The sequence below is a fragment of the Kocuria varians genome, assembly GCF_006539885.1.
Classification (GTDB): Bacteria; Actinomycetota; Actinomycetes; order Actinomycetales; family Micrococcaceae; genus Kocuria; species Kocuria varians.
The window spans coordinates 24325-43972 of record NZ_BJNW01000013.1; the positions used below are offsets into that span (position 1 = coordinate 24325).

Here is a 19648-nt window from a genome sequence, read left to right on the forward strand (position 1 = left end):
GGGTCAAGCCGCCCGCCTACCCCTTCCGCGCGAACTCCCGGTACTGCGACGCCAGCCGCACCGGCGCGTTGGGGGCGCCATATCCCTCGTAGCCGTTGCGGCGCTCCACGACCTCCACGAACACCTCGCCGAGGGTGGGGGTGTAGAAGTGCAGGAACTCGCCGGCGTCGTCGCGGTCGTAGAGCAGGCCGTTGGACTCGAGCAGGGCCACGAAGTCCGGGTCGAGGTCGAAGCGGGCCACGAGGTCCTCGTAGTAGTTGGTGGGGACGGGCAGGAAGGCGAGGCCGCGGCGTCGTGCCCGCTGGGCCACGGCGACGATGTCCGAGCACGCGAGCGCGATGTGCTCCGGGTACGCCGCCCCCGTGAACGCCCCCTGCTCCGCGGCCATGGGCGCCACGTTGAGCGGGATGCGCACCACCCCGCCGGCGGAGCGCATGACCTGCGAGCGCACGAGCCCGGAGGGTCCCGCCACGTCCTGGGAGGGTGCGGGGTGCAGGTCGAGCAGGGAGGTCAGGAACAGGACGGCCTCGTCGTAGTGCTGCCACGGCTGCGCGAGGTTCACGTGGTCCACGCCGGTGAACAGGGACTCGGGGGCGCCCTCGCGGGGGTCCGCGCCGAACTCGACGAGCCACGGCGGCACGCCGCGGTCCCCCGTGGGGCCGAAGAAGATCTCCGTGCCGTCCGGGGCGACGACGCCGTGCAGCACGGTCTCGTCCGGCAGCTGCGCGCGGTCCACGGTCTGGGCGAGCAGGCGCTGCGCTCGGTAGGCGGCGACGTCCGGGTCCGTGACCTGGACGCCGAGCGCCGCGAGCCGCGTGGGCTGCGCGGAGTCCCGCGAGTCCTCGGAGACGATGATCCGCACCGGCCCCTGGGCCCACACCTGCACCTGGTCCTTGGAGCGGTGGTGCCCGGCGAGCGCGAACCCGAGCTGGTGCAGCATGCGCGTCACGTGCCCGAGCTCGCGGGTGCGCAGCTCCAGGAAGTCCCACGCCCGCGGCGCCTGGGGCGCGGGCAGGTCCGTGAGCACCAGCGGCGGCCGGTCCGGATCCCCTCCGGCCTCGCGCACGGCGTCCGCGGTCTGGTCCTCGAGCCAGCGCAGGGAGCGCAGCCCGTCCACGGCGGTGCGGTGCACGTCCGCCTGGCGGAACGAGTCGTTGAAGATCTCCAGGGAGACGGGACCCGCGTAGCCGGTCTCGTGCAGCCGCCCGAGCAGGTCCACGAGGTCGAAGTCCCCCTCCCCCGGGAACACCCGGTGGTGGCGGGACCACGAGAGCACGTCCTGCGTGAGCAGGGGCGCGTCCGCGAGCTGCACGAAGAAGATCTTGCGGGGGTCGCACGCCTCCACGCCCTCCACGGTGTCCCCGCGGGAGAAGATGTGGAAGCTGTCCAGGCACGTGCCCACCCGGGGGTGGTCCGCGAGCTCCACGATGCGGTGGGCGTGGCGCCACGTGTTCACGTGCGCGCCCCACGCGAGCGCCTCGTACGCGAGGTCGATCCCGTACTCGTCCGCCACGTCACCGGCCGCGCGCAGCTGCTCGGCAATGGCGGCGTCGTCCTCCAGCACACCCGTGGCCACGTTCGAGCACACCAGCAGCACGGAGGTGCCCAGCCGGTTCATGAGTTCGCACTTGGCGCGCAGCCGCCGCAGCGAGTCCGGGAACGCCTCCGGGGCCACCTCCACGCCGTCGCGGAAGGGCTGGTACATGTCCAGGGACAGCCCCAGCTCGGCGGCGAGTTCGCGCAGCTGCTCCGGGGAGGACGGCGAGACCACGAGGTCCGGCTCGAAGACCTCCACGCCGTCGAAACCCGCGGCCGCGGCGGCGCGCATCTTCTCCTCCAGCGTCCCGGACAGGCACACCGTGGCGATGCTGGTCCTCACAGGGCACCGCCCTCGACGGCGCGGCCCGAGTCCGTGGCCGCGGGCGCCTCCACCGGGACCGTGCCCGGGGCATCCACGCCGGGGGTGTCCTGGCCCGTGAGCTCCAGGAAGTGCGCGCGCATCCGGGCACTGTCCGGGGTCTCCCCGGTGATCAGCGCGAACGCGTCCACGGCCTGCCCCACCGCCATGTGCCCGCCGTCCAGGACCTGGCAGCCCAGGTCCCGCGCGGCCCGCACGAGAGGGGTGTCCATGGGCAGGTAGACCACGTCCGCGACCCAGTGCTCGGCGCGCAGCAGACCCAGGTCGAACGGCGCCCCCGGGTGGTGGTGCATGCCCACGGGGGTCGCGTTGACCACGCCGTCCGCGGCGGCGATCCGCTCGGGGGCCTGCTCGGCGCTGATCGCCTCGACCGTGGCGTCCGGGTAGCGGGCGGCCAGCTCCTCGGCACGCTCCGCGGCGCGCGAGAGGTCCATGTCCACGAGGGACAGCCGCTGCGCCCCCAGGTCCAGCAGCGCCTCGGCCACCGCGGAACCGGCCCCGCCCGAGCCGAACTGCACCACGCGACCCACCGTGACGCCGTCGAGCCCGTGCTCGAAGCCGCGGGTGAAGCCCGAGCAGTCCGTGTTGAACCCCCCGAACTTCCCGTCCCGGATCAGCACGGTGTTCACCGCCTGGATGGCCCGGGCCTGCGGGTCGATCTCGTCCAGGTGCTCCAGCACCAGCTGCTTGCACGGGTGGGTGATGTTGAACGCGTTGAACCCCAGGTCACGCCCCGCGCGCAGCAGCTCGCCCACGTCCACGCCCGGGCGCCCGATCACCGCGAGATCCACGGGCCGGTAGAGGTAGCGCAGGCCGTGGTGGTCCGCCTCGTGCTCGTGCATGGGTGGGGTGAGGCTCTCGGTGATGCCGTCACCGATCAGCCCCACCAGGTAGGACTCGCTGCGAGTGGACATGGGGTTCCTTCCGGAGAAAACGTGTGGGTTCGGGAGCCGTCAGCGGCGCTGCGGCAGCACCGCCGCGAGCCGGTCCGCGGCCTGCCGGAGCAGCGGCACGTGGTCCACCAGCGCCTGCGGGTCGCAGCGGTGGACGGGGGCGGCCAGGGCGAGGGCGGCGCGCACGGGAGCCCCCGGGGAGACCACGGGCACGGCCAGGGCGGCCATGGCGTCGTCGTGCTCCTGGTCCTGCAGGGCCCAGCCCTGCTCCCGGACCCGCTCCAGCTCCGTGCGCAGGGCGTCCCGGTCCGTGAGCGAGCGCTCCGTGCGGGCGGGCAGGTCCAGGGTCTCGACCAGGTGCTCGCGAAGCTGCGGCTCCGAGAACGCGAGCAGCACCCGGCCCAGCGCGGAGGTGTGCAGCTCCCCGCGGTCCCCCGGATCCGTGGTGGTGCGGTGGTGCGGGCCGTCCACGGTGTGCACGGTGAGGAACCGGTCCCCGTCCAGCACGGCCAGTAGGCAGCTCTCGCCGGTGGCCTCCACGACCTCGCGCATCACCGGCAGGGCGGTACCGGCCCAGCCGCGCGCCGAGGCCACCTTCTGCCCCATCGCGAAGAGCAGCACGCCCAGCCGGTAGCGCTTCGTCTCCGGCTCGAACTCCGCGTACCCGGCGTCCACGAGCGTGGCCAGCAGCCGGTAGCACGTGCTGAACGCGAGCCCCGAGTCCGCGACGAGCTGCCCGGCGGTCGCCCCCTCCGGGTGGTCCCCGAGCAGCTGCAGCAGCGCGAGACCCTTGCGGACCGTGCCGGAGCGGTCGCCGGAGCGCGGTGTGCCGCGGGTTGTGGGGGACGACGACGCCGCGGCGCTGGTGGGCGCGGCGGGCTGAGTCGTCGCTGTGCCGGGGACGGGTCCCGGTACCGCGCCGCTCGGCGTCGTGATGTCCGACGTCGTGCCGCTCGGCGTTGTGCTGGCGGCGGCCGCGCCGTCCGAGGGCACGGCAGACCCCGGCGCGGGTGGGGTGTTCACGACGGACTCCTGACTGCTGCGGGCACACCCCGGGAGGGGCGGGAACGGACGAGGCACTTGACGAACAGTGTGACCCACACCATGCTTTCTTTCAAGCATTCGGAAGTCATTTTCATTATTCAGCAACTATGCGCCGCGCTGCCCCCTTCACCCGTTAGGACACGCTCATGACCACGACCCCGGCACCGGGCGGTCCCGGCCGCCCACCGGGCACCGCGGCAGGCCCCGCCGCGGCGCACACCGGCCCCGTCAAGACGCCCAAGAAGGCCGCTCTGGCCAGCTGGGTGGGCTCTGCCCTGGAGTACTACGACTTCGCGGTGTACGGCACGGCCGCCGCGCTCGTGCTCAACCACCTGTTCTTCCCGAAGGACACCTCTCCCGGCATGGGGATCCTGTTCGCCATGGGAACGGTGGGCGTCGCGTACATCGTGCGCCCACTCGGAGCGCTCGTCATGGGACCGTTGGGCGACCGCCTGGGACGCAAGTTCGTGCTCATGCTGACGCTGTTCCTCATGGGCGGCTCCACGTTCGCCGTCGGCTGCCTGCCCACCTACGGCCAGGTGGGGATGCTCGCCCCCGTGCTGCTGGTGCTGTGCCGCGTGATCCAGGGGCTCTCGGCCTCCGGGGAGCAGGCGAGCGCGATCTCGGTGTCCCTGGAGCACGCCGACGACCGCCACCGCGCCGTCACCACCTCGTGGACGCTGCAGGGCACCCAGTTCGGGACCCTGCTGGCCACCGCCGTGTTCATCCCGTTCACGCTGCTGCTCTCCGAGGAGCAGCTCTTCAGCTGGGGCTGGCGCGTGCCGTTCTGGATCTCCGCCGTGGTGGTGCTGACCGCGTACCTGATCCGCCGCCACCTGGAGGAGCCGCCCGCCTTCGAGGACGCCCAGCAGGAGATGCCGGACGAGAAGCCCGCGACCCCGCTGTCCGTGATGTTCAAGTACCACAGGGCCGCGGTGCTGCGGATCGCCGCCGCCGCGCTCATCAACACGGTGAACGTGGTGTTCCTGGTGTGGTCCCTGTCCTTCGCGACCTCCGTGGTGGGCCTGGAGCGCTCCACGATGCTGTGGGTCTCCGTGCTCGCCAACTTCGTGGCCCTGTTCACGATCCCCGCGTGGGCCATGCTCGCGGACCGGATCGGGCGCAAGCCGGTGTTCATCGCCGGTGTGTTCGGCTCCGCGCTGATGATGTTCCCCCTACCTGGCCGCGGTCTCCGCCGGAAACTGGGTCCTGATCTTCGTCCTGGGCGCACTGCTCTCCGGCGTGCTGTACTCCATGGCGAACGGCGTGTGGCCGGCGTTCTACGCGGAGATGTTCCCCACCCGGGTGCGCGTCTCCGGCCTGGCGCTCGGCACGCAGATCGGCTTCGCGATCTCCGGCGGCATCACCCCCATCCTCGCCACCGCGGTGTCCGGCGCGCAGGGCGACAACTGGTTCAACGTGGCCCTGGTGGTCTGCGGCGCGGCGCTGCTCTCCGCGATCGCCGCCTTCACCGCCAAGGAGACGAAGTCCCGGTCCCTGCGGGAGATCGACAACCTCCACACGAGCCGCACGGAGGCCCTGGAGATCATCACCCTCGACAAGCAGGGCGTGGGGCACCGCCGCTGATCCCGGTTCGTGCCCCTTCCTCCCACGACGACGCCGCGGGGCCCGGGTTCTCCCCGGTCACCGCGGCGTCGTCGTTCCATGCCGTCGGGCCGGCTCAGAAGGGCACGCCGCTGCGCAGCGCGATGTTCGCGTACGGGGTGCACTCTCCGGTGCGGACGATCAGCTTGGCGCGGGCGAGCATGGTCTTCAGCTCCTCGTGGGGAACCTCCTGCACGGGGCACGCGAGGTCCGACCACCACTGCTCGGCCGCCCCGCCGCGGGCCTCCTGCGCCACGGTGGCCCCCTCGATCTGCAGGGCCTCCGTGACCGCGGCGTAGACGTCCACGAAGCGCGGGATGCCGGCCACCAGGGTGAGGTCCACGACGGCGTCGGAAACGGGCAGGGGCATGCCCGCGTCCACGAGGAACGTCAGGTCCGTGTGGCCCAGCAGCGAGAGCCTGCGGTTCAGTTCCGGGTTCAGGATCCTGCGCTTCAGCATGCCCGGCCCTGCCCGTCCAGCTCCGGCAGGGCGGCGTCGCGCTGCGGGTAGGAGGACTGCGTGCCGGCGGTCAGCACGGCGCCGGCGGCGAAGCGTGCCGCGTACGACGCCGCGGTGTCCAGGTCCGCGCCCCGGGCCAGCCGAGCGGCGGCCGCGCCCGCGAAGGCGTCCCCGGCCCCGGTGGTGTCCACGGCCCGCACCCGGGCAGCCGGGGTGGAGCGCACGCCGGCGGCATCCGCCACGAGCGCCCCGCGGGAACCCAGGGTCATGATGACGCTCGGCACCCCGGCCGCGAGGAGGGCGGCCACGATGCCCTCCTCGTCCAGCCCCTCCGGCTCGCCGCCGAGCAGCCGCAGCGACTCCGCACCCTCGTGCTCGTTGACGATCAGCGGGTCCGCACTCGTGAGCACGTGGGCGGGCACCTCGATCACGGGGGCCAGGTTCACGACCACCCGGCCCGGAGCGCGCTCGGCAGCGCGGGCCACGGCGGCCGTGGGGATCTCCCCCTGCAGCACGACGACGCCCTCCAGACCACCGGCGTCCGCCACCCGGTCCACGTCCTCGGCGGTCACGGAACCGTTGGCACCGGGGACCACCACGATCGAGTTCTCCGCGGAGTCCTCCACCCAGATCAGGGCGGTCCCGGTGGGCACTCCCTCCCGGGTGAGGACGGCGGAGAGGTCCACGCCGTCCGACCGGAGGTGGGCGAGGGCGGCGGCCGCGGCGTCGTCGTCCCCCACCGCCCCCACGAAACGGACGGAAGCCCCGGCGCGCGAGGCCGCGAGCGCCTGGTTCGCGCCCTTGCCGCCCGGCGAGGACACGAGGGACGTACCCAGCAGTGTCTCGCCGCGGCCGGGCAGGCGCGGCACGGTGGCGGTGACGTCCAGGTTCGTGGACCCCACGACCGTGACGTCCACGGGCTGCGACGGGGCTCCCGCCCGGGTCTCGCCGTGGGAGGGAACCTCGTTGTGGGGCGAGGTCTCACTGCGGGAAGGGTGCATCAGGACTCCTTGGACTTGGCGACGAACTCGTCCACGTTCTTGCTCGTCACAGTGGTCACGGACACGCGGACGCTGGGCTGCAACGGCTGACCCTGGACGGCGCGCAGGGCCTGCAGCACGGCCTGGCGGCCGAGTTCACGGGGGCTCTGGGCGATCGTGCCGGACAGGGTGCCGGCTTTGACGGCGTCGAGCGCGTCCCCGCCGCCGTCGAAACCGATGATCTTGACGTCCTTGCCCGCACGCGAGCCCAGGGCCACGGCAGCACCCAGGGCCATCTCGTCGTTGTGGGCGTAGACGGCCTGGATGCCCGGGGCGGCCTGGACCATGTTGGTCATGACGTCCAGGGCGTCCTCACGGTCGAAGTTCGCGGTCTGGGACGCCACGACCTCCAGGCCGGGGTGCTTGCGCAGCTCCTCGAGGAAGCCCGCGCCACGGTCCCGGGTGGCGGAAGCCCCCGGCTGACCCTCCAGGACCGCGATCTTGCCCGTGCCACCCAGCAGCTCGGCGAGCAGCGTTGCGGCCTGGCGGCCACCGGCCACGTTGTCGGACGCGATGAAGCTGCCCGGCGTGCGGTCCGTGATGCCGCGGTCCACCGCGATCAGCGGGATGCCCTGGTCCATCACCGCGGTGGCCGCCGGCTTGGCGGCGTCCGAGTCCACGGGGTTGACGATCACCGCTCGGGAGCCGTTCACCGCCGCGGTGCGCAGCTGGTCCAGCTGGTTCTCGGGGTTGTCCTGCGCGTTGACCACGGCGAGGTCGATCCCCGCGGAGCGCGCCGCGGCGGCTGCACCGTCGCGCAGGTCCGCGAAGAACGGGTTGGACAGCGTGGACAGTGCCAGGGTGACCTTCGGCCCGGAGTCACGGGAGGCGCAGCCCGCGAGGGCCACCCCGGTGATCCCGGCCAGCGTGAGGCCCAGGAACGTGCGTCGTGTGGAGTGCACCATGAGAGCTCGTCCCTCCTTCACAGCCGGGTGTTCTTGTGGCGGATGACGTCGAAGAGCACGGCAAGCGCGATCACGGCGCCGATGACCACCTGCTGCCAGAACGGCGAGACGTTCATCAGGTTCAGGCCGTTGCGGATCACGGCGAGCACCAGGGCACCCACGAGCGTTCCGGAGATCCGCCCCACGCCGCCGGACAGGGAGGCCCCGCCGATCACGACGGCGGCGATGGCATCCAGCTCCGCGCCGGTGCCGATGGTCGGCTGGACGGAGTCGAGACGGCCGGCCGTGACCATGCCCGCGAGCGCGGCGAACACCCCGGAGAGCAGGAACACGAGCACGACCACGCGCTTGACCGGGATGCCCGAGAGCCGCGCTGCCTCGATGTTGCCGCCCACGGCGTACATGTAGGAACCGGCCACGGTGAAACGCAGGACGAACGCCGCCACCAGACCGGCGAGCACCAGCACCACGATCGGCACGGGGACGGGACCCAGGTCACCGCCCAGAGCGGCAACCTGGCTCGGAGCCTCGACCGGACGACCGTCTGAGATCACCATGGTCAGGCCACGCGCTACGGACATCATCGCGAGGGATGCGATGAACGCGGGAAGCTTCCCGTACGCCGCGGCGATGCCGGTCACCGCACCCGCGAGGGCACCGACCACCAGACCGGCCACAATGGTCAAGACCTCCGGCAGGCCCCATCCGGCCACCATGGAGGCGGAGGCCATAGCAGACAGCGCCGCCACCGACCCCACGGAGAGGTCGATGCCCGCGGCCACGATCACGAAGGTCATGCCGAAGGCCAGGATGGCGATCGTCGCCACCTGCTCCCCCACGTTGACGATGTTCTGCCCGCTCAGGAACGCGGGCGAGGCGATGGCCATGACCACCGCCAGGACGATCAGCCCGATCAGGGCCCCGTTGTTCGCCGCGAAGGCCTTGAGGTCGAATCCTCGCTGCCGCGACGCCGTCGTCGAAGTGCTGTTCATGCTCGTTCTCTCGTCTCTTCTTCCAGGGTCTGGACCGCGCGCTCGGCGCTCGCGTCGCTGTGCGTGTTGGACACCGCCAGGGCCATCACGGAGTCCTCCGTGGCCTCCTCGGCGGAGAGCTCCCCGGTGATCCGCCCCTCGGACATCACCAGGATGCGGTCGGACATCCCGAGCACCTCCGGCAGCTCGGAGGAAACCAGCAGGACCGCTCCGCCGGCGTCCGTGACGTCCCGGACCAGTTCGTAGATCTCGACCTTCGCGCCCACGTCCACGCCGCGGGTGGGCTCGTCCAGCAGCAGCACGGTGGAGCCGGCCACCACCCAGCGGGCGAAGACCACCTTCTGCTGGTTGCCGCCGGAGAGGTCCCGCACGTGCTGGTCCACGTCCCGCATGCGCACGCGCAGCTTCTGCGCCACGTCCTGCGCACGACGCCGCTGCCCCGCCCGGTCCACCAGCCCCGCCTTCGCGGTGCTGCCCAGGGTGGCGTAGCCGATGTTCTGCGTGATGGGGGCGTCCAGCACGAGCCCCTGGTGCTTGCGGTCCTCCGGCACGTGGCCGATGCCCGCGCGCACCGCGGCGCCGACGTCCCCGACCGGAAGCTCACTGCCGGCGACGCTCACGGCCCCCGTGCGCTTCTCCGCACCGGCGATCGCGCGGATCAGTTCCGTGCGGCCCGCTCCCACCAGACCGGCGAGGCCCACGACCTCACCGCGGTGCACGGAGAAGCTCGCGTCCCGGACCAGGCCACCCGTGGAGACGCCCTGCACGCGCAGCAGCTCCTCGGCGTCGTCGCCCCGGCGGCGCGGGTGACGCGGGAACTGCTCACTGAGCTCGCGACCCACCATCAGGCGGATCAGTTCGTCCTCGGGGGTGTCCGCGGGGACCTCCGCCACCACGCGGCCGTCCCGCAGCACCACCACGGTGTCCCCCACCCGGGCGATCTCGTCCAGGTGGTGGCTGATGAAGACCATGCCCACACCGCGGGCCTTCAGCTCGTCGATCACGGCGAACAGCGCGGCCGACTCCGCGCCGGTCAGGGCCGCGGTGGGCTCGTCCAGGATGAGGATCCGCGCGTCCAGGGACAGCGCCTTCGCCACCTCCACGAGCTGCTGGCGGGCCACGCCCATGTCCCCGAGGTGCGCGGCCGGATCCAGGTCCATGCCGATCCTGGCCATCGCCTCCCGGGCGATCCGCGCCAGTGCCTCGCGGTCCACGACCCCGAAGCGGCGCGGCTCCCGGCCCAGCGAGATGTTCTGCGCCACCGACATGGTCGGCACCAGGTTCAATTCCTGGTGGATGGTCACGATGCCCAGCCGCTCCGCCGCCTTCACGTCCGGCAGCTGCACCGTCTCACCGGCCACCCGGATCTCACCGGCGTCCGGCTGGTAGATGCCGGACATCATCTTGATCAGGGTGGACTTCCCCGCACCGTTCTCACCCAGCAGGACGGTCACCTGCCCCGGGTGGACGTCCACACTGACGTCCTCGATCACGCGGACCGGACCGAACGCCTTGCAGACGTTCACCAGCCGCAGCAGCGGTTCACTCACGAGTCATCGCCTCCTTCCATGGTTGTCGTGCTCTTCTGGAGACCTGCTTCGGCCACGGACCCCCGTTGGATGAACAGCGTCGGTTGCCGCACCGTGCGTTCCTCATCGTCCGCGGGTGGTTCCAGCAGCAGGTTCAGCGCCACCGCCCCCATCGCGGCAATGTCCTGCGCGATCGCCGAGACCGGCGGATCGCACAGTCGGAACGCGTCGAGATCATCGTGTGCCACCACGGAGAGGTCCTGCGGGATCCTGACCCCGCGCTCGTTCAGCGCTGCGAGCGCACCCACAGCCATCGGCCCGTCCGCGATGACCACTGCACTCGGACGTCTTCCCGGAGGCAGGCCCAGCAGACGTGCAACACCCTCTCGACCGGACGCGGGCTGGAAGTCCCCCTCGTGCACCAGGTCCGGATCCGGCGTCGCCCCGGCCGCGTCCAACGCGGCGTCGAAAGCCAGACGCCGCTCCCGCCCCGTGGAGGATGTCGCCGGGCCCGCGATCAGCGCGATGCGCTCGTGGCCCAGTGCCAGCAGCTCGTTCACGGCGTCGGTGAGACCGTTCGTTCCAGGGACAACGGCGGGCACGTCCAGACCCGAGACCATCCGGTCCGCAAGCACCAGAGGGATTCCGCGCTGCACCACGGCGTCGAGCGCCTCCGGTCCCCTGGGGCTGTCGCGGCGACCCTGGGGCACCACGATCAGACCGTCCACGTTGTGGGACATCAGTAGCCGCAGGGCGGTCTCCTGGGTGTCCAGTCGCTCATCGGACGCTGAGATCAGGGTTACGAGGCCACGCTCCCGCGCATGCATCTCCACAGAGTGAGCGAGGTCCCCGAAATGGGGGTTCCTGATGTCCGGGATCAGCAGACCGATCGACGCCGTGCGCGAACTGCGCAGCGCCCGGGCCTGGACGTTCGGGTGGAAGTCGAGCTGCGCCGCAGCGGCGGTGACCGCCTGGCGGGAGGTGGAGCTCGTGGCGGGGTTTCCCGACAGGACGCGGGACGCCGTGGCCACGGAGACACCCGCCGCCGCCGCGACATCACGCAGGGTGGCCGGGGGCCGAGGTGTGGAGGGCAGCTGCGCCACGCCAAGCTCCTTTGCTCGCGTGTCAGGTGACAGCGTCATGGAAACGTTTCCATGACATCGTGTCCACAGCATGCCACGGAAATGTGATCCACGACAACCTCTGCTGTGCGCTGTGACATGGAGTGGCTGAGAGGCAACGCCGTTGTTTGGACGTCAGCGCAAGCCGCAGCCAACGACCGGCAGGGCACCCGGGGTGCCGCGGCGTCGTCGTCCCTTCCTCTGCCGCCTACTCCACGACCGTGCGCCCGGGCTCCGGGCGGGTGACGTGCAGCGCCACGGCGGCCACCATTCCCACGAGCCCCGCGGCGAGGGTGAGCAGGAAACCCTGCCGGGGCACCGCGGAGAGCACACCGCCCAGGGCGGAGCCGAAGGAGACTCCCAGCACCAGGCAGGTGGTCAGCATGGTCATCACGCTCGCGATCCGGCGGGACGGTGCCACGTGCTCGCCGCGCGTGTAGGCGCTCACGAGCATCGCCCCGACGCCCAGGCCGGTCACCATGAACAGCAGCCCCAGCACCGCGGGCCCGGGAATGCTCAGGAGCACGAGCGCCACGAGCGAGACGAGCATCGCCCCGCCCGCCACGCGGACAGACAGCGGCAGCCGCCGGGGCAGGCGGGAGACCAGCATGCTCGCCAGCGCACTGCCCACGCCCATGCAGCCGTAGATGAGACCCGTGTACCCGGCCGTACCGCGGGCGTCGTTGATGGCGGTCAGCACTGTCTGCGTGGAGCCGAACACGGTCCCCACGCACAGGCACACGAGCATGGGCGGCAGCACAGCGGCCCAGCGGATCCGGGGTGCGGTGCCGTCGGCGACGTCCAGCGTGTGGGTGTCCACGGCGAGTCCGCGGCGGCTGAGCAGGTACACGATGAAGCACCCCTGCCCCAGCACCACCCAGGCCATCAGCACCCCCAGCGCTGGGTTCGGTCCGAGCAGGCCCACCAGCACACCCGCGATCACGGGGCCCAGGATGAACCCCACCTCGTCGCACGCCGTCTCGTAGCCGAGCGCCCTGCTCACAAGTCCCGGTAGCCGACGTCGCCGCGCGATCGCCGACCAGCGCGCCCTCGCGATCGCACCCACCTGCGGGTTCGCGGAACCGATCAGTGCGGCGAAAACGAGCACGAGGGCGGAGGGCCCGTCATGGAGGACCACGAGCAGCAGCGACCCCATGCCGAGAAGCTGCACCACTGTGGCGGCGACGACCACGGGCAACGGCCCGAACCGGTCCACCAGCCGCCCCACCAGCGGTGCACCGATCGCGGAGCCGAGACCGGCCGCGGCCACGGTGAGCCCGGCGAGCCCGAGACCCAGCCCGGCTCCGCTCACGTAGAGCAGCAGCCCGAGCTGCACGGTCGCGGCGGGCAGGCGCCCGATCAGCGCGGTGACGAGGAACGCCCAGCCGCCCACAGCCGGGAGGGACAGGGACCCGCCCGCCTCAGAGGGGTGGGACGACGTCACGGGGCGGCAGCGGCAGCGGCGTCGGGCGCCGTGCCGGGCGAGGGGGAGGAAGTCATCAGAGTGCTCCAGGGTAGGGCGAACGCCCGCGCACCCGACCACACGCGCGGAGAATCCCCTGGCAACACCACGATGCTACCGGGAGGCCCGCACAAGTCCGCACGCAAAGACAACCACCGCACGTCCAGAAACGAGACTCACATCACACCGAAGGGCAGGATGGCCCCATGACTGAACAGACAAACCCCGCCCGCCACATCGTCGTCGTGGGCGCGGGAACCGCCGGATCAATCGTCGCGGGGCGCGCCGCCGCCGCGGGCCACCGGGTGACGCTGCTCGAGGCCGGCAGCCAGGACACCAACCCCGTCATCACACGGCTCGCCCGCCTGGGAGAGCTGTGGCACGGCCCGGAGGACTGGGACTACTTCACGGTCCCGCAGGAGCACGCGTCTGGCCGCGTCATCCACTGGCCGCGCGGACGGGTCCTCGGCGGCTCTCACGCGCTGAACGCCGCCATCTGGGTGCGCGGCAACCCGCTGGACTACGACGACTGGGCCGCGGCGGGCTGCAATGGCTGGGCCTGGAGCGACGTCGCCCCCGTCTTCGAGGCGCTGGAGGCCTACGACGGCCCCACCACGGACGACGCCGCCGCGGCGCCCCGCGGCACCGACGGTCCCGTTCCCGTGGTGGGCACGTACGAGCTCAGCCCCGTCTTCGACGCGATCATCGCCGCGTCCGAGGCGGTGGGCGTGCCCTTCAACGAGGACTACAACGGGGCCACCCAGGACGGTGTGTCCCAGGAGCAGCTCACCGTCCGGGACGGCAAGCGCGTGACCACGTACATGGCGTACGCGAAGCCGTGGGTGGACAAGGGGGCGATCGAGGTCCACACCGGCGCGGTCGTGGAGCGGCTGGTCATCCGGGACGGGCGCGTGGTCGGCGTCCAGCTTCACGCGGGGACGACCTCCGAGGTGGAGGGCATTTCCGGCGAGCCGCCCACGGCTGGTGAGTCCTCGGACGGCGAGGTGATCGAGGCGGACGAGGTGGCCCTGTGCGCTGGGGCCCTGGACAGCCCCAAGATCCTCATGCGCTCCGGCATCGGCCCGGCCGAGCACCTGCGGGAGGTGGGGATCGAGCCGGTCGTGGACCTGCCCGGCGTAGGGGAGAACCTGCACGACCACCTGCTGGTGCCGGTGATCGCTGAGGCCACCGCGAGGACCATCGCGCACGCCGAGGACGAGATCGCGGTGACCCAGACCCACCTGTTCTGGCGCTCCACGAAGGACCAGGACCGCCCGGACACCCAGCCCATCCACTTCTGCGTGCCCATGTACGACGACTGGATGGAGGGCCCGGGCAACGCCTTCACCCTGCACTCCGGCCTGGTGCGCCCGTACTCGCGCGGCCGGATCACCCTGACCGGGCCCAGCAGCACGGACCCCGCCCGGTACGACCCGAACATCTTCGCCGACCCTCGGGACCGCGAGGCCCTGCGGGCGTCCTTCCGCCAGGCACGCGCGATGGTCGCGACGCCGCCCCTCGCGGATGAGTGGGGTGCGCGGGAGATCTACCCCGGGCCGGAGGTCACGGACGAGGCGTCCGAGGACGCGTACATGGACCGCGCCGTGACGACGTACCACCACCAGGTGGGCACGTGCCGCATGGGAACGGACGAGCTGGCCGTGGTGGATTCCGCCACCCTGGAGGTTCACGGTGTGGCGGGCGTACGGGTGGTGGACGCCTCGATCATGCCGTCCATTCCCACCGGCAACACGAACGCCCCGTCCGCGCTGATCGGCGAGAAGGGCGCGCGGATGCTCCTGGGCGAGTGACACCGCAGCTCATCCCGTGCAAAAACTGAGCAGATGCTGATTTCGGGGCTCAAATCTGCATCTGCTCAGTTTTTTGTAGCGGTAGGCGCGGCGCTCTACTGCACCGCCGTTGAGCCCACGGGCGCTTTCGGCCCCTGAACTTCGCCGTCAGCGCCTGGTACGCCTCCTTGCCCACGCGGACCGTGGCAAGCATGAAGGTTCCCTTGGACGTCAGCAGGATGCCCGTGACGATGATCGCCCGCGTGCCTCCGCTCAGTGGCGCAAACGCCGTGAGCGCGGCAGTGGCCAGCAGCAGCGGGTAGAGGATGAACAGGCCAACCCCGACCTTGAACAGCGCGGGCTTGGGTCGCTGCGCGCCGGACGCACCCTCGAAATCGGAGGTAAGCATCGGCTTACCTTTGCGGGTATTCAGCGTTTTCCCACGGTTGCCGTGTCACACCCGGACGCGCGAGTCCGCGAACGGGTAGTCCACGTACCCCTTGGGACCCCCCAGGTAGAAGGTCTCGGGGTCCGGGGTGTTCAGAGCCAGCCCGTCGCGCCAGCGCTCCACGAGGTCCGGGTTGGCGAGGAGCTCGCGGCCCACCATCACGCCGTCTGCCAGGTCCGCGGCCATGATGTGCTCCGCCTCGGCCAGCTCGGTGTACTCGGAAAACCCGCTGTTGAGGTAGAAGACGCCGTCGAACTGCTCGCGCAGCTCGCGGACGAAGGGGCCGTCGATGTCCCGGTGCAGTACGGAGAGGTACGCAAGACCCAACCCGCGCAGGCCCGCGAGCAGCGCGGCGTAGGTGGCGCGGACGTCCTCATGGTCGTCCTCCAGAGCGCCCTGGACGTTGTGCTCCGGCGAGATCCGCAGGCCTACCCGGTCCGCGCCGATCTCCTCGGCGACGGCGCGCACCACCTCGACCACGAAGCGCGCACGGTTCTCCGGCGAGCCGCCATAGGAGTCGGTGCGGTGGTTGGCGGACGGCGCGAGGAACTCGTGGAGGATGTAGCCGTTGGCGCCGTGGACCTCCACGCCGTCGATCCCGGCGTCCACCGCGCGGCGGGCGGCGGCGACGAACTCCTCACGGATCCGGGGCAGCTCGTCCGTCTCCAGTGCGCGAGGAGTGGGCACTGCCTGCTTGCCGCTGGGCACGTGGATGGACTGGTCGATGCCGACGGCGCTCGGCGCCTCGGGCAGCGGACCACCCGTGAGCTCCGGGTGGGAGACGCGCCCGGCGTTCATGACCTGCAAGAACATCACCCCGCCCTTGTCGTGGACGGCCTCCGCCACGCGGGACCACCCGAGGGCCTGCTCGGCCGTCTCGATCCCCGCCTGGCCCCAGAAGCCGCGGCCCGTCACAGCGGGGAACGTCCCCTCGGTGACCACGAGCCCCGCGGAGGCACGCTGCGCGTAGTACTCGACGTTCATATCCTTGGGCACGCCGTCCTCGTCGGAGCGCATACGGGTGAGCGGCGCCATGGCCACGCGGTTCTTCACGTGCACGGCACCCACGGTCATGGGGTCGAAAAGACTGGGCACGGGTTTTCCTCCGTCGGAACGAGGTCTACTGACTGGTCATCAGGGCCAACACGCTTCCCCGCATCACTATTCCCCCGCCCACAGTTCCCCCGGAAAGTTCCCGCGGGAAGCTCGTGGCCTCCGGCACCCACGACGGTGCGGACGACCCGAGACCTGGGCCGCCCGCACCGTCGTGCCTGGTGGGCATCCAGGAGGGGGTCGGCGAGAGAAAACCTGCCCGCAGTCACGCCGAACCCGGCCCGCCCCACCCTGACGAGTGGTCGCGGGCCCGTCTCCCCGTGGGGGCCCGTCGAAGGAACCGGTCATTCCCCTGTTCCTGCAGGCAGGCTCCTGCTCAGCCGTACCACTTCTCCTCCGCGGCGGCCTTGGTGCCGTCCTGGCTGGCGATGTCCAGCCAGTTGTCCACGTACTCCTCCCACACGGTGTCCCCCTGCGGCAGCAGGTAGCCCTTGTCGAAGTGGTCGAAGGGCTTGTCCGGGTGGACCGAGCACAGCTCCGGGTGGGTGTGGGCGACCCAGCGGGTCTCGGAGGCGTCCGTGACCATGACGTCAGCCTTGCCCTGGGTGATCTGGTCGAAGATCGTGTTGTTGTCCTTGTACGCGGTGACCTTGGCGTCCGGAAAGTTCTTCTCCGCGAACTTCTGGTTGGTCCCGCCCACGGGGGTGATGACCCGCACGGAGGGCTTGTTGATGACGGCCACGGTGGCGTACTTGTCCTCCTCGCCGCAGCGCACGATCGGCGTCTTGCCGTCCGGGGAGGTCGTGTCGCTGAACGCCGCCTTCTGTGCGCGGTCGGTCGTGTAGGAGATCCCGCCCACCGCGATGTCGCAGCTGCGGTCCATGTCCGCGACCACGTCCGCCCACGAGGTCTGCACGAACTCCACCTCCGCACCCAGGGACTTCCCCAGGCTGCGGGCCATGTCCACGTCGATCCCGGACCACTGCCCGGTCTTCGGGTCCTTGTACGTGTACGGCCGGTAGTCCCCGGTGGTGCACACCTGTATCTTCCGGTCCCGCAGCACCTGTCCCAGGCGCGAGTTCTCGGCGGCCGGCGCGACCGACGCCCCGGCGCCCGCAGACGCCGACGACGCGGCACCGCCGCCCTCCTGCGCTCCGCACCCGGTCAGTGCGCACGTGAGCGCCAGCCCCGTGAACACCGCCGTTGCCGTGGTGTGCCTGCTCATGCGCGTTCCTCCTGGTCGACGCCCCGGTCGATGTGTGGGGTGGAGCAGGCTCAACGGGAGATGACCTTGCTGGCTGCCACGGACTTCAACCCCTCGACGCCGAACTCCAGGCCGAAGCCGGACTTCTTGATGCCGCCGAAGGGGATGCGGGGATCCACGGTGCCGTGCTTGTTGATCCACACGGTGCCGGCCTCGATCCGCTGGGCCACGGCCACGGCCCTCTCCGTGTCGGAGCTCCACACGGAGGCCCCGAGCCCCACGTCCAGGCCGTTGGCCATCGCGATGGCGTCCTCCACGTCCGCGTACTTCACGATGGGCAGTGCGGGGCCGAACTGCTCCTGCGTGACCAGGGGGTTGTCGTTGGGCAGGTCCGCCACCAGCGTGGTGGGGTAGAAGTAGCCGGGCTGGTCAGGATCCGGGTCCCCGCCCATGAGCACGCGGCCACCACCCTGCTTGGCATCCTCCACGAGACCCGCCACGATGTCGTACTGCTGCTTGTTCTGCAGGGGACCGAGCACGTTCTGCTCCTCGCGTCCGTTGCCCATGGGCATCTGCTGCGCCACCGCCACGAGGGCCTCGCAGACGTCGTCGTACACGTCCTCGTGCACGTAGAGGCGCTTGAGCGCAGCACAGGTCTGGCCCGTGTTGATGAAAGCGCCCCAGAAGAGGCCCTCCGCAACGGCCGTGGCGTCCACGTCCGGCAGAACCACCCCGGCGTCGTTGCCGCCGAGCTCCAGCGTGAGACGCGCCAGACCGTCCGCAGCCGAACGCATGATGGCCTGACCGGTGCTGGTGGAACCCGTGAACATGATCTTGTCCACGCCCTCGTGGGTGGACAGCGCCTTGCCCACCTCTCCGCCGCCGGGCACCACGTGCAGCACGTCCGCGGGCAGCGCCTGGTTGAGGACGTGCACGAGCCCGAGTACGGACAGCGGGGTGTACTCGGAGGGCTTGACCACCACGGTGTTGCCCATGCGCAGGGAGGACGCCACCTGCCACACCGTGATCATCATGGGCCAGTTCCAGGGCCCGATGGCTCCCACCACGCCCAGCGGTACGTACTCCATCTCGGCGTAGCCGGACTCGTCGTCCACGAGCACCTCCGGCTCCAGCGGGAAGTCCGCGCTCGCGCGCAGCCACGCCGAGCAGCCACCCACCTCGAACGCCGCGTTCGGGCCGTTCTTCACGGGCTTGCCCTGCTCGCGGGACAGCAGCTCGGCGAGCGCCTCAGCGTTGCCCTCGACGGCGTCCGCGGCCTTGTGCAGGTACTCGGAGCGCTTCTCGTGGCCCAGCCGCGCCCACTCGGGCTGGGCGGCGCGGGCGGCGGCCACGGCGTCGTCGAGCTCGGCGGCGGTGGACTCGTGGACGGTGCCCACCAGCTCACCGGTGGCGGGGTCCAGGATCTCGCGGCCGGACGGATCCGTGACGGCGGAGAGCAGGTCTTGGTAGGTGGACACGGTGACTCCTTCAGACTCGTGGTGGCGCCAGCGAGCGCGGGCAGCTGCCCTCATTGTGCCGTGGATCACGCCCGGGTGCCCGGGCGGACGGACGCTCAGCAGTCAGGAACAAGCGCGGCGCGCTGAGCGACAACAGACAACCGTGTGAGCCATCCCACAACCAGTGGGCCAATCCACCTGACCTCGGAGCCCCCGTGTCCGAGCCCACCACGCTGGCGAGACGCCACCCGTCCACCACCGCGCTGGTAGTGAACGCGGTCTTCGCGATCGCCGGCGTCGGCTCCGAGCTCGGCGAGATGTTTCCCGTGCTCACGCTCTCCACGTGGCTCACCAACGCGGCGGCGTCCGGACTCGTGTTCCTGCTGGCCGTGACGCCGATCGCGGTGGTCGTCCGGTTCGCCCGGGACCACCACGGCCGCGGCATCTGGCCGCGCGTGGTGGCGCCCGTGATCGCGGCGGTCGCGCTCGTAGCGCTCGCGCTCCTCGTGCTCTCCAACTTCGATCTGCTGATCGGTGTGGAGGGACCGTCCCCGCTGGTGGTCGTGCTGCCGGGGATCATCATCGGCTCCGGCGTTGTGGACCTGATCTGGGGCGAGATCCTGCGCCACACCCGCCCGGACGTCTACGACGCCATGTCCCACGTGGGCCAGATCCCCGAGTCCCAGGAGATCCCGGTGGTCCCCGAACGCGCCTGAATTCTCGACGA

The 19648-nt window shown here is 71.2% G+C and carries 16 protein-coding genes and 1 pseudogene; 3 read left to right on the forward strand and 14 right to left on the reverse strand.

Translation table 11 applies throughout. The features are described 5' to 3' along the window. Window positions 1–16: 16 nt before the first annotated feature. Genes KVA01_RS08080 through KVA01_RS08090 form a run of 3 tightly spaced genes read right to left on the reverse strand, consistent with a single transcriptional unit; the run spans window position 17 to window position 3834 of the window. Complete coding sequence (locus KVA01_RS08080) at window positions 17–1879, reverse strand: bifunctional sugar phosphate isomerase/epimerase/4-hydroxyphenylpyruvate dioxygenase family protein (protein ID WP_141269673.1); 1863 nt, start codon at window positions 1877–1879, stop codon at window positions 17–19. Continuing rightward, window positions 1876–2832 carry a shikimate dehydrogenase gene (locus KVA01_RS08085; protein ID WP_082810370.1) on the reverse strand — a complete coding sequence of 319 codons (957 nt, stop codon included), beginning with the start codon at window positions 2830–2832 and terminating at the stop codon, window positions 1876–1878. Before KVA01_RS08085 ends, KVA01_RS08080 begins: the two co-directional genes overlap by 4 nt. Window positions 2833–2871: 39 nt before the next feature. Beyond that, complete coding sequence (locus KVA01_RS08090; protein WP_233438809.1) at window positions 2872–3834, reverse strand: IclR family transcriptional regulator; 963 nt, start codon at window positions 3832–3834, stop codon at window positions 2872–2874. A 167-nt stretch (window positions 3835–4001) separates the two neighbouring features. On the opposite strand from KVA01_RS08090, the pseudogene KVA01_RS08095 reads away from it, so the two are divergent. Further along, window positions 4002–5442: pseudogene (locus KVA01_RS08095) on the forward strand (MFS transporter). 94 nt (window positions 5443–5536) lie between these two features. Here the strand turns inward: KVA01_RS08095 and rbsD are convergent. The 7 genes from rbsD to KVA01_RS08130 all read right to left on the reverse strand — a co-directional run bounded on the left by rbsD (window position 5537) and on the right by KVA01_RS08130 (window position 12951). Further along, window positions 5537–5920 carry a D-ribose pyranase gene (rbsD, locus tag KVA01_RS08100; protein ID WP_141269678.1) on the reverse strand — a complete coding sequence of 128 codons (384 nt, stop codon included), beginning with the start codon at window positions 5918–5920 and terminating at the stop codon, window positions 5537–5539. After that, window positions 5914–6921: a ribokinase gene (locus KVA01_RS08105; protein ID WP_141269680.1), complete on the reverse strand. Its 1008-nt coding sequence runs from the start codon at window positions 6919–6921 to the stop codon at window positions 5914–5916. The genes rbsD and KVA01_RS08105 overlap by 7 nt, the downstream gene beginning before the upstream one ends. After that, window positions 6921–7865 carry a substrate-binding domain-containing protein gene (locus KVA01_RS08110; RefSeq protein WP_068469698.1) on the reverse strand — a complete coding sequence of 315 codons (945 nt, stop codon included), beginning with the start codon at window positions 7863–7865 and terminating at the stop codon, window positions 6921–6923. The genes KVA01_RS08105 and KVA01_RS08110 overlap by 1 nt, the downstream gene beginning before the upstream one ends. A gap of 17 nt (window positions 7866–7882) precedes the next feature. Beyond that, window positions 7883–8857 carry an ABC transporter permease gene (locus tag KVA01_RS08115; protein ID WP_068469696.1) on the reverse strand — a complete coding sequence of 325 codons (975 nt, stop codon included), beginning with the start codon at window positions 8855–8857 and terminating at the stop codon, window positions 7883–7885. After that, window positions 8854–10407 (reverse strand): sugar ABC transporter ATP-binding protein, encoded by a 1554-nt coding sequence (locus KVA01_RS08120; RefSeq protein WP_141269682.1) that lies wholly within the window; start codon window positions 10405–10407, stop codon window positions 8854–8856. The genes KVA01_RS08115 and KVA01_RS08120 overlap by 4 nt, the downstream gene beginning before the upstream one ends. Beyond that, entirely contained in the window at window positions 10404–11528 is a 1125-nt protein-coding gene (locus tag KVA01_RS08125) for a LacI family DNA-binding transcriptional regulator (protein ID WP_170221139.1), read from the reverse strand. Before KVA01_RS08125 ends, KVA01_RS08120 begins: the two co-directional genes overlap by 4 nt. Window positions 11529–11715: 187 nt before the next feature. Next, the gene (locus KVA01_RS08130) at window positions 11716–12951 is read right to left on the reverse strand and encodes an MFS transporter (protein ID WP_068469689.1); all 1236 of its coding nucleotides are present in this window, start codon (window positions 12949–12951) and stop codon (window positions 11716–11718) included. Between the two features lie 224 nt (window positions 12952–13175). Between KVA01_RS08130 and KVA01_RS08135 the strand changes: the two genes are divergently transcribed. Then, window positions 13176–14780 (forward strand): GMC family oxidoreductase, encoded by a 1605-nt coding sequence (locus KVA01_RS08135; RefSeq protein ID WP_141269686.1) that lies wholly within the window; start codon window positions 13176–13178, stop codon window positions 14778–14780. 49 nt (window positions 14781–14829) lie between these two features. On the opposite strand, the gene KVA01_RS08140 is transcribed toward KVA01_RS08135, so the two are convergent. The 4 genes from KVA01_RS08140 to KVA01_RS08155 all read right to left on the reverse strand — a co-directional run bounded on the left by KVA01_RS08140 (window position 14830) and on the right by KVA01_RS08155 (window position 18942). After that, a complete protein-coding gene (locus KVA01_RS08140; protein WP_141269688.1) occupies window positions 14830–15168 on the reverse strand; it encodes a hypothetical protein in 339 nt (112 codons plus the stop codon). A 45-nt stretch (window positions 15169–15213) separates the two neighbouring features. Next, window positions 15214–16302 carry an oxidoreductase gene (locus KVA01_RS08145; RefSeq protein WP_068469683.1) on the reverse strand — a complete coding sequence of 363 codons (1089 nt, stop codon included), beginning with the start codon at window positions 16300–16302 and terminating at the stop codon, window positions 15214–15216. Between the two features lie 334 nt (window positions 16303–16636). Then, the gene (locus tag KVA01_RS08150) at window positions 16637–17485 is read right to left on the reverse strand and encodes a transporter substrate-binding domain-containing protein (protein ID WP_141269690.1); all 849 of its coding nucleotides are present in this window, start codon (window positions 17483–17485) and stop codon (window positions 16637–16639) included. 50 nt (window positions 17486–17535) lie between these two features. Beyond that, a complete protein-coding gene (locus tag KVA01_RS08155; protein ID WP_141269692.1) occupies window positions 17536–18942 on the reverse strand; it encodes an aldehyde dehydrogenase family protein in 1407 nt (468 codons plus the stop codon). A gap of 194 nt (window positions 18943–19136) precedes the next feature. Between KVA01_RS08155 and KVA01_RS08160 the strand changes: the two genes are divergently transcribed. Then, window positions 19137–19637, forward strand: coding sequence for a hypothetical protein (locus KVA01_RS08160; protein ID WP_068469678.1), 501 nt, complete (start codon window positions 19137–19139; stop codon window positions 19635–19637). Window positions 19638–19648: the final 11 nt, after the last annotated feature.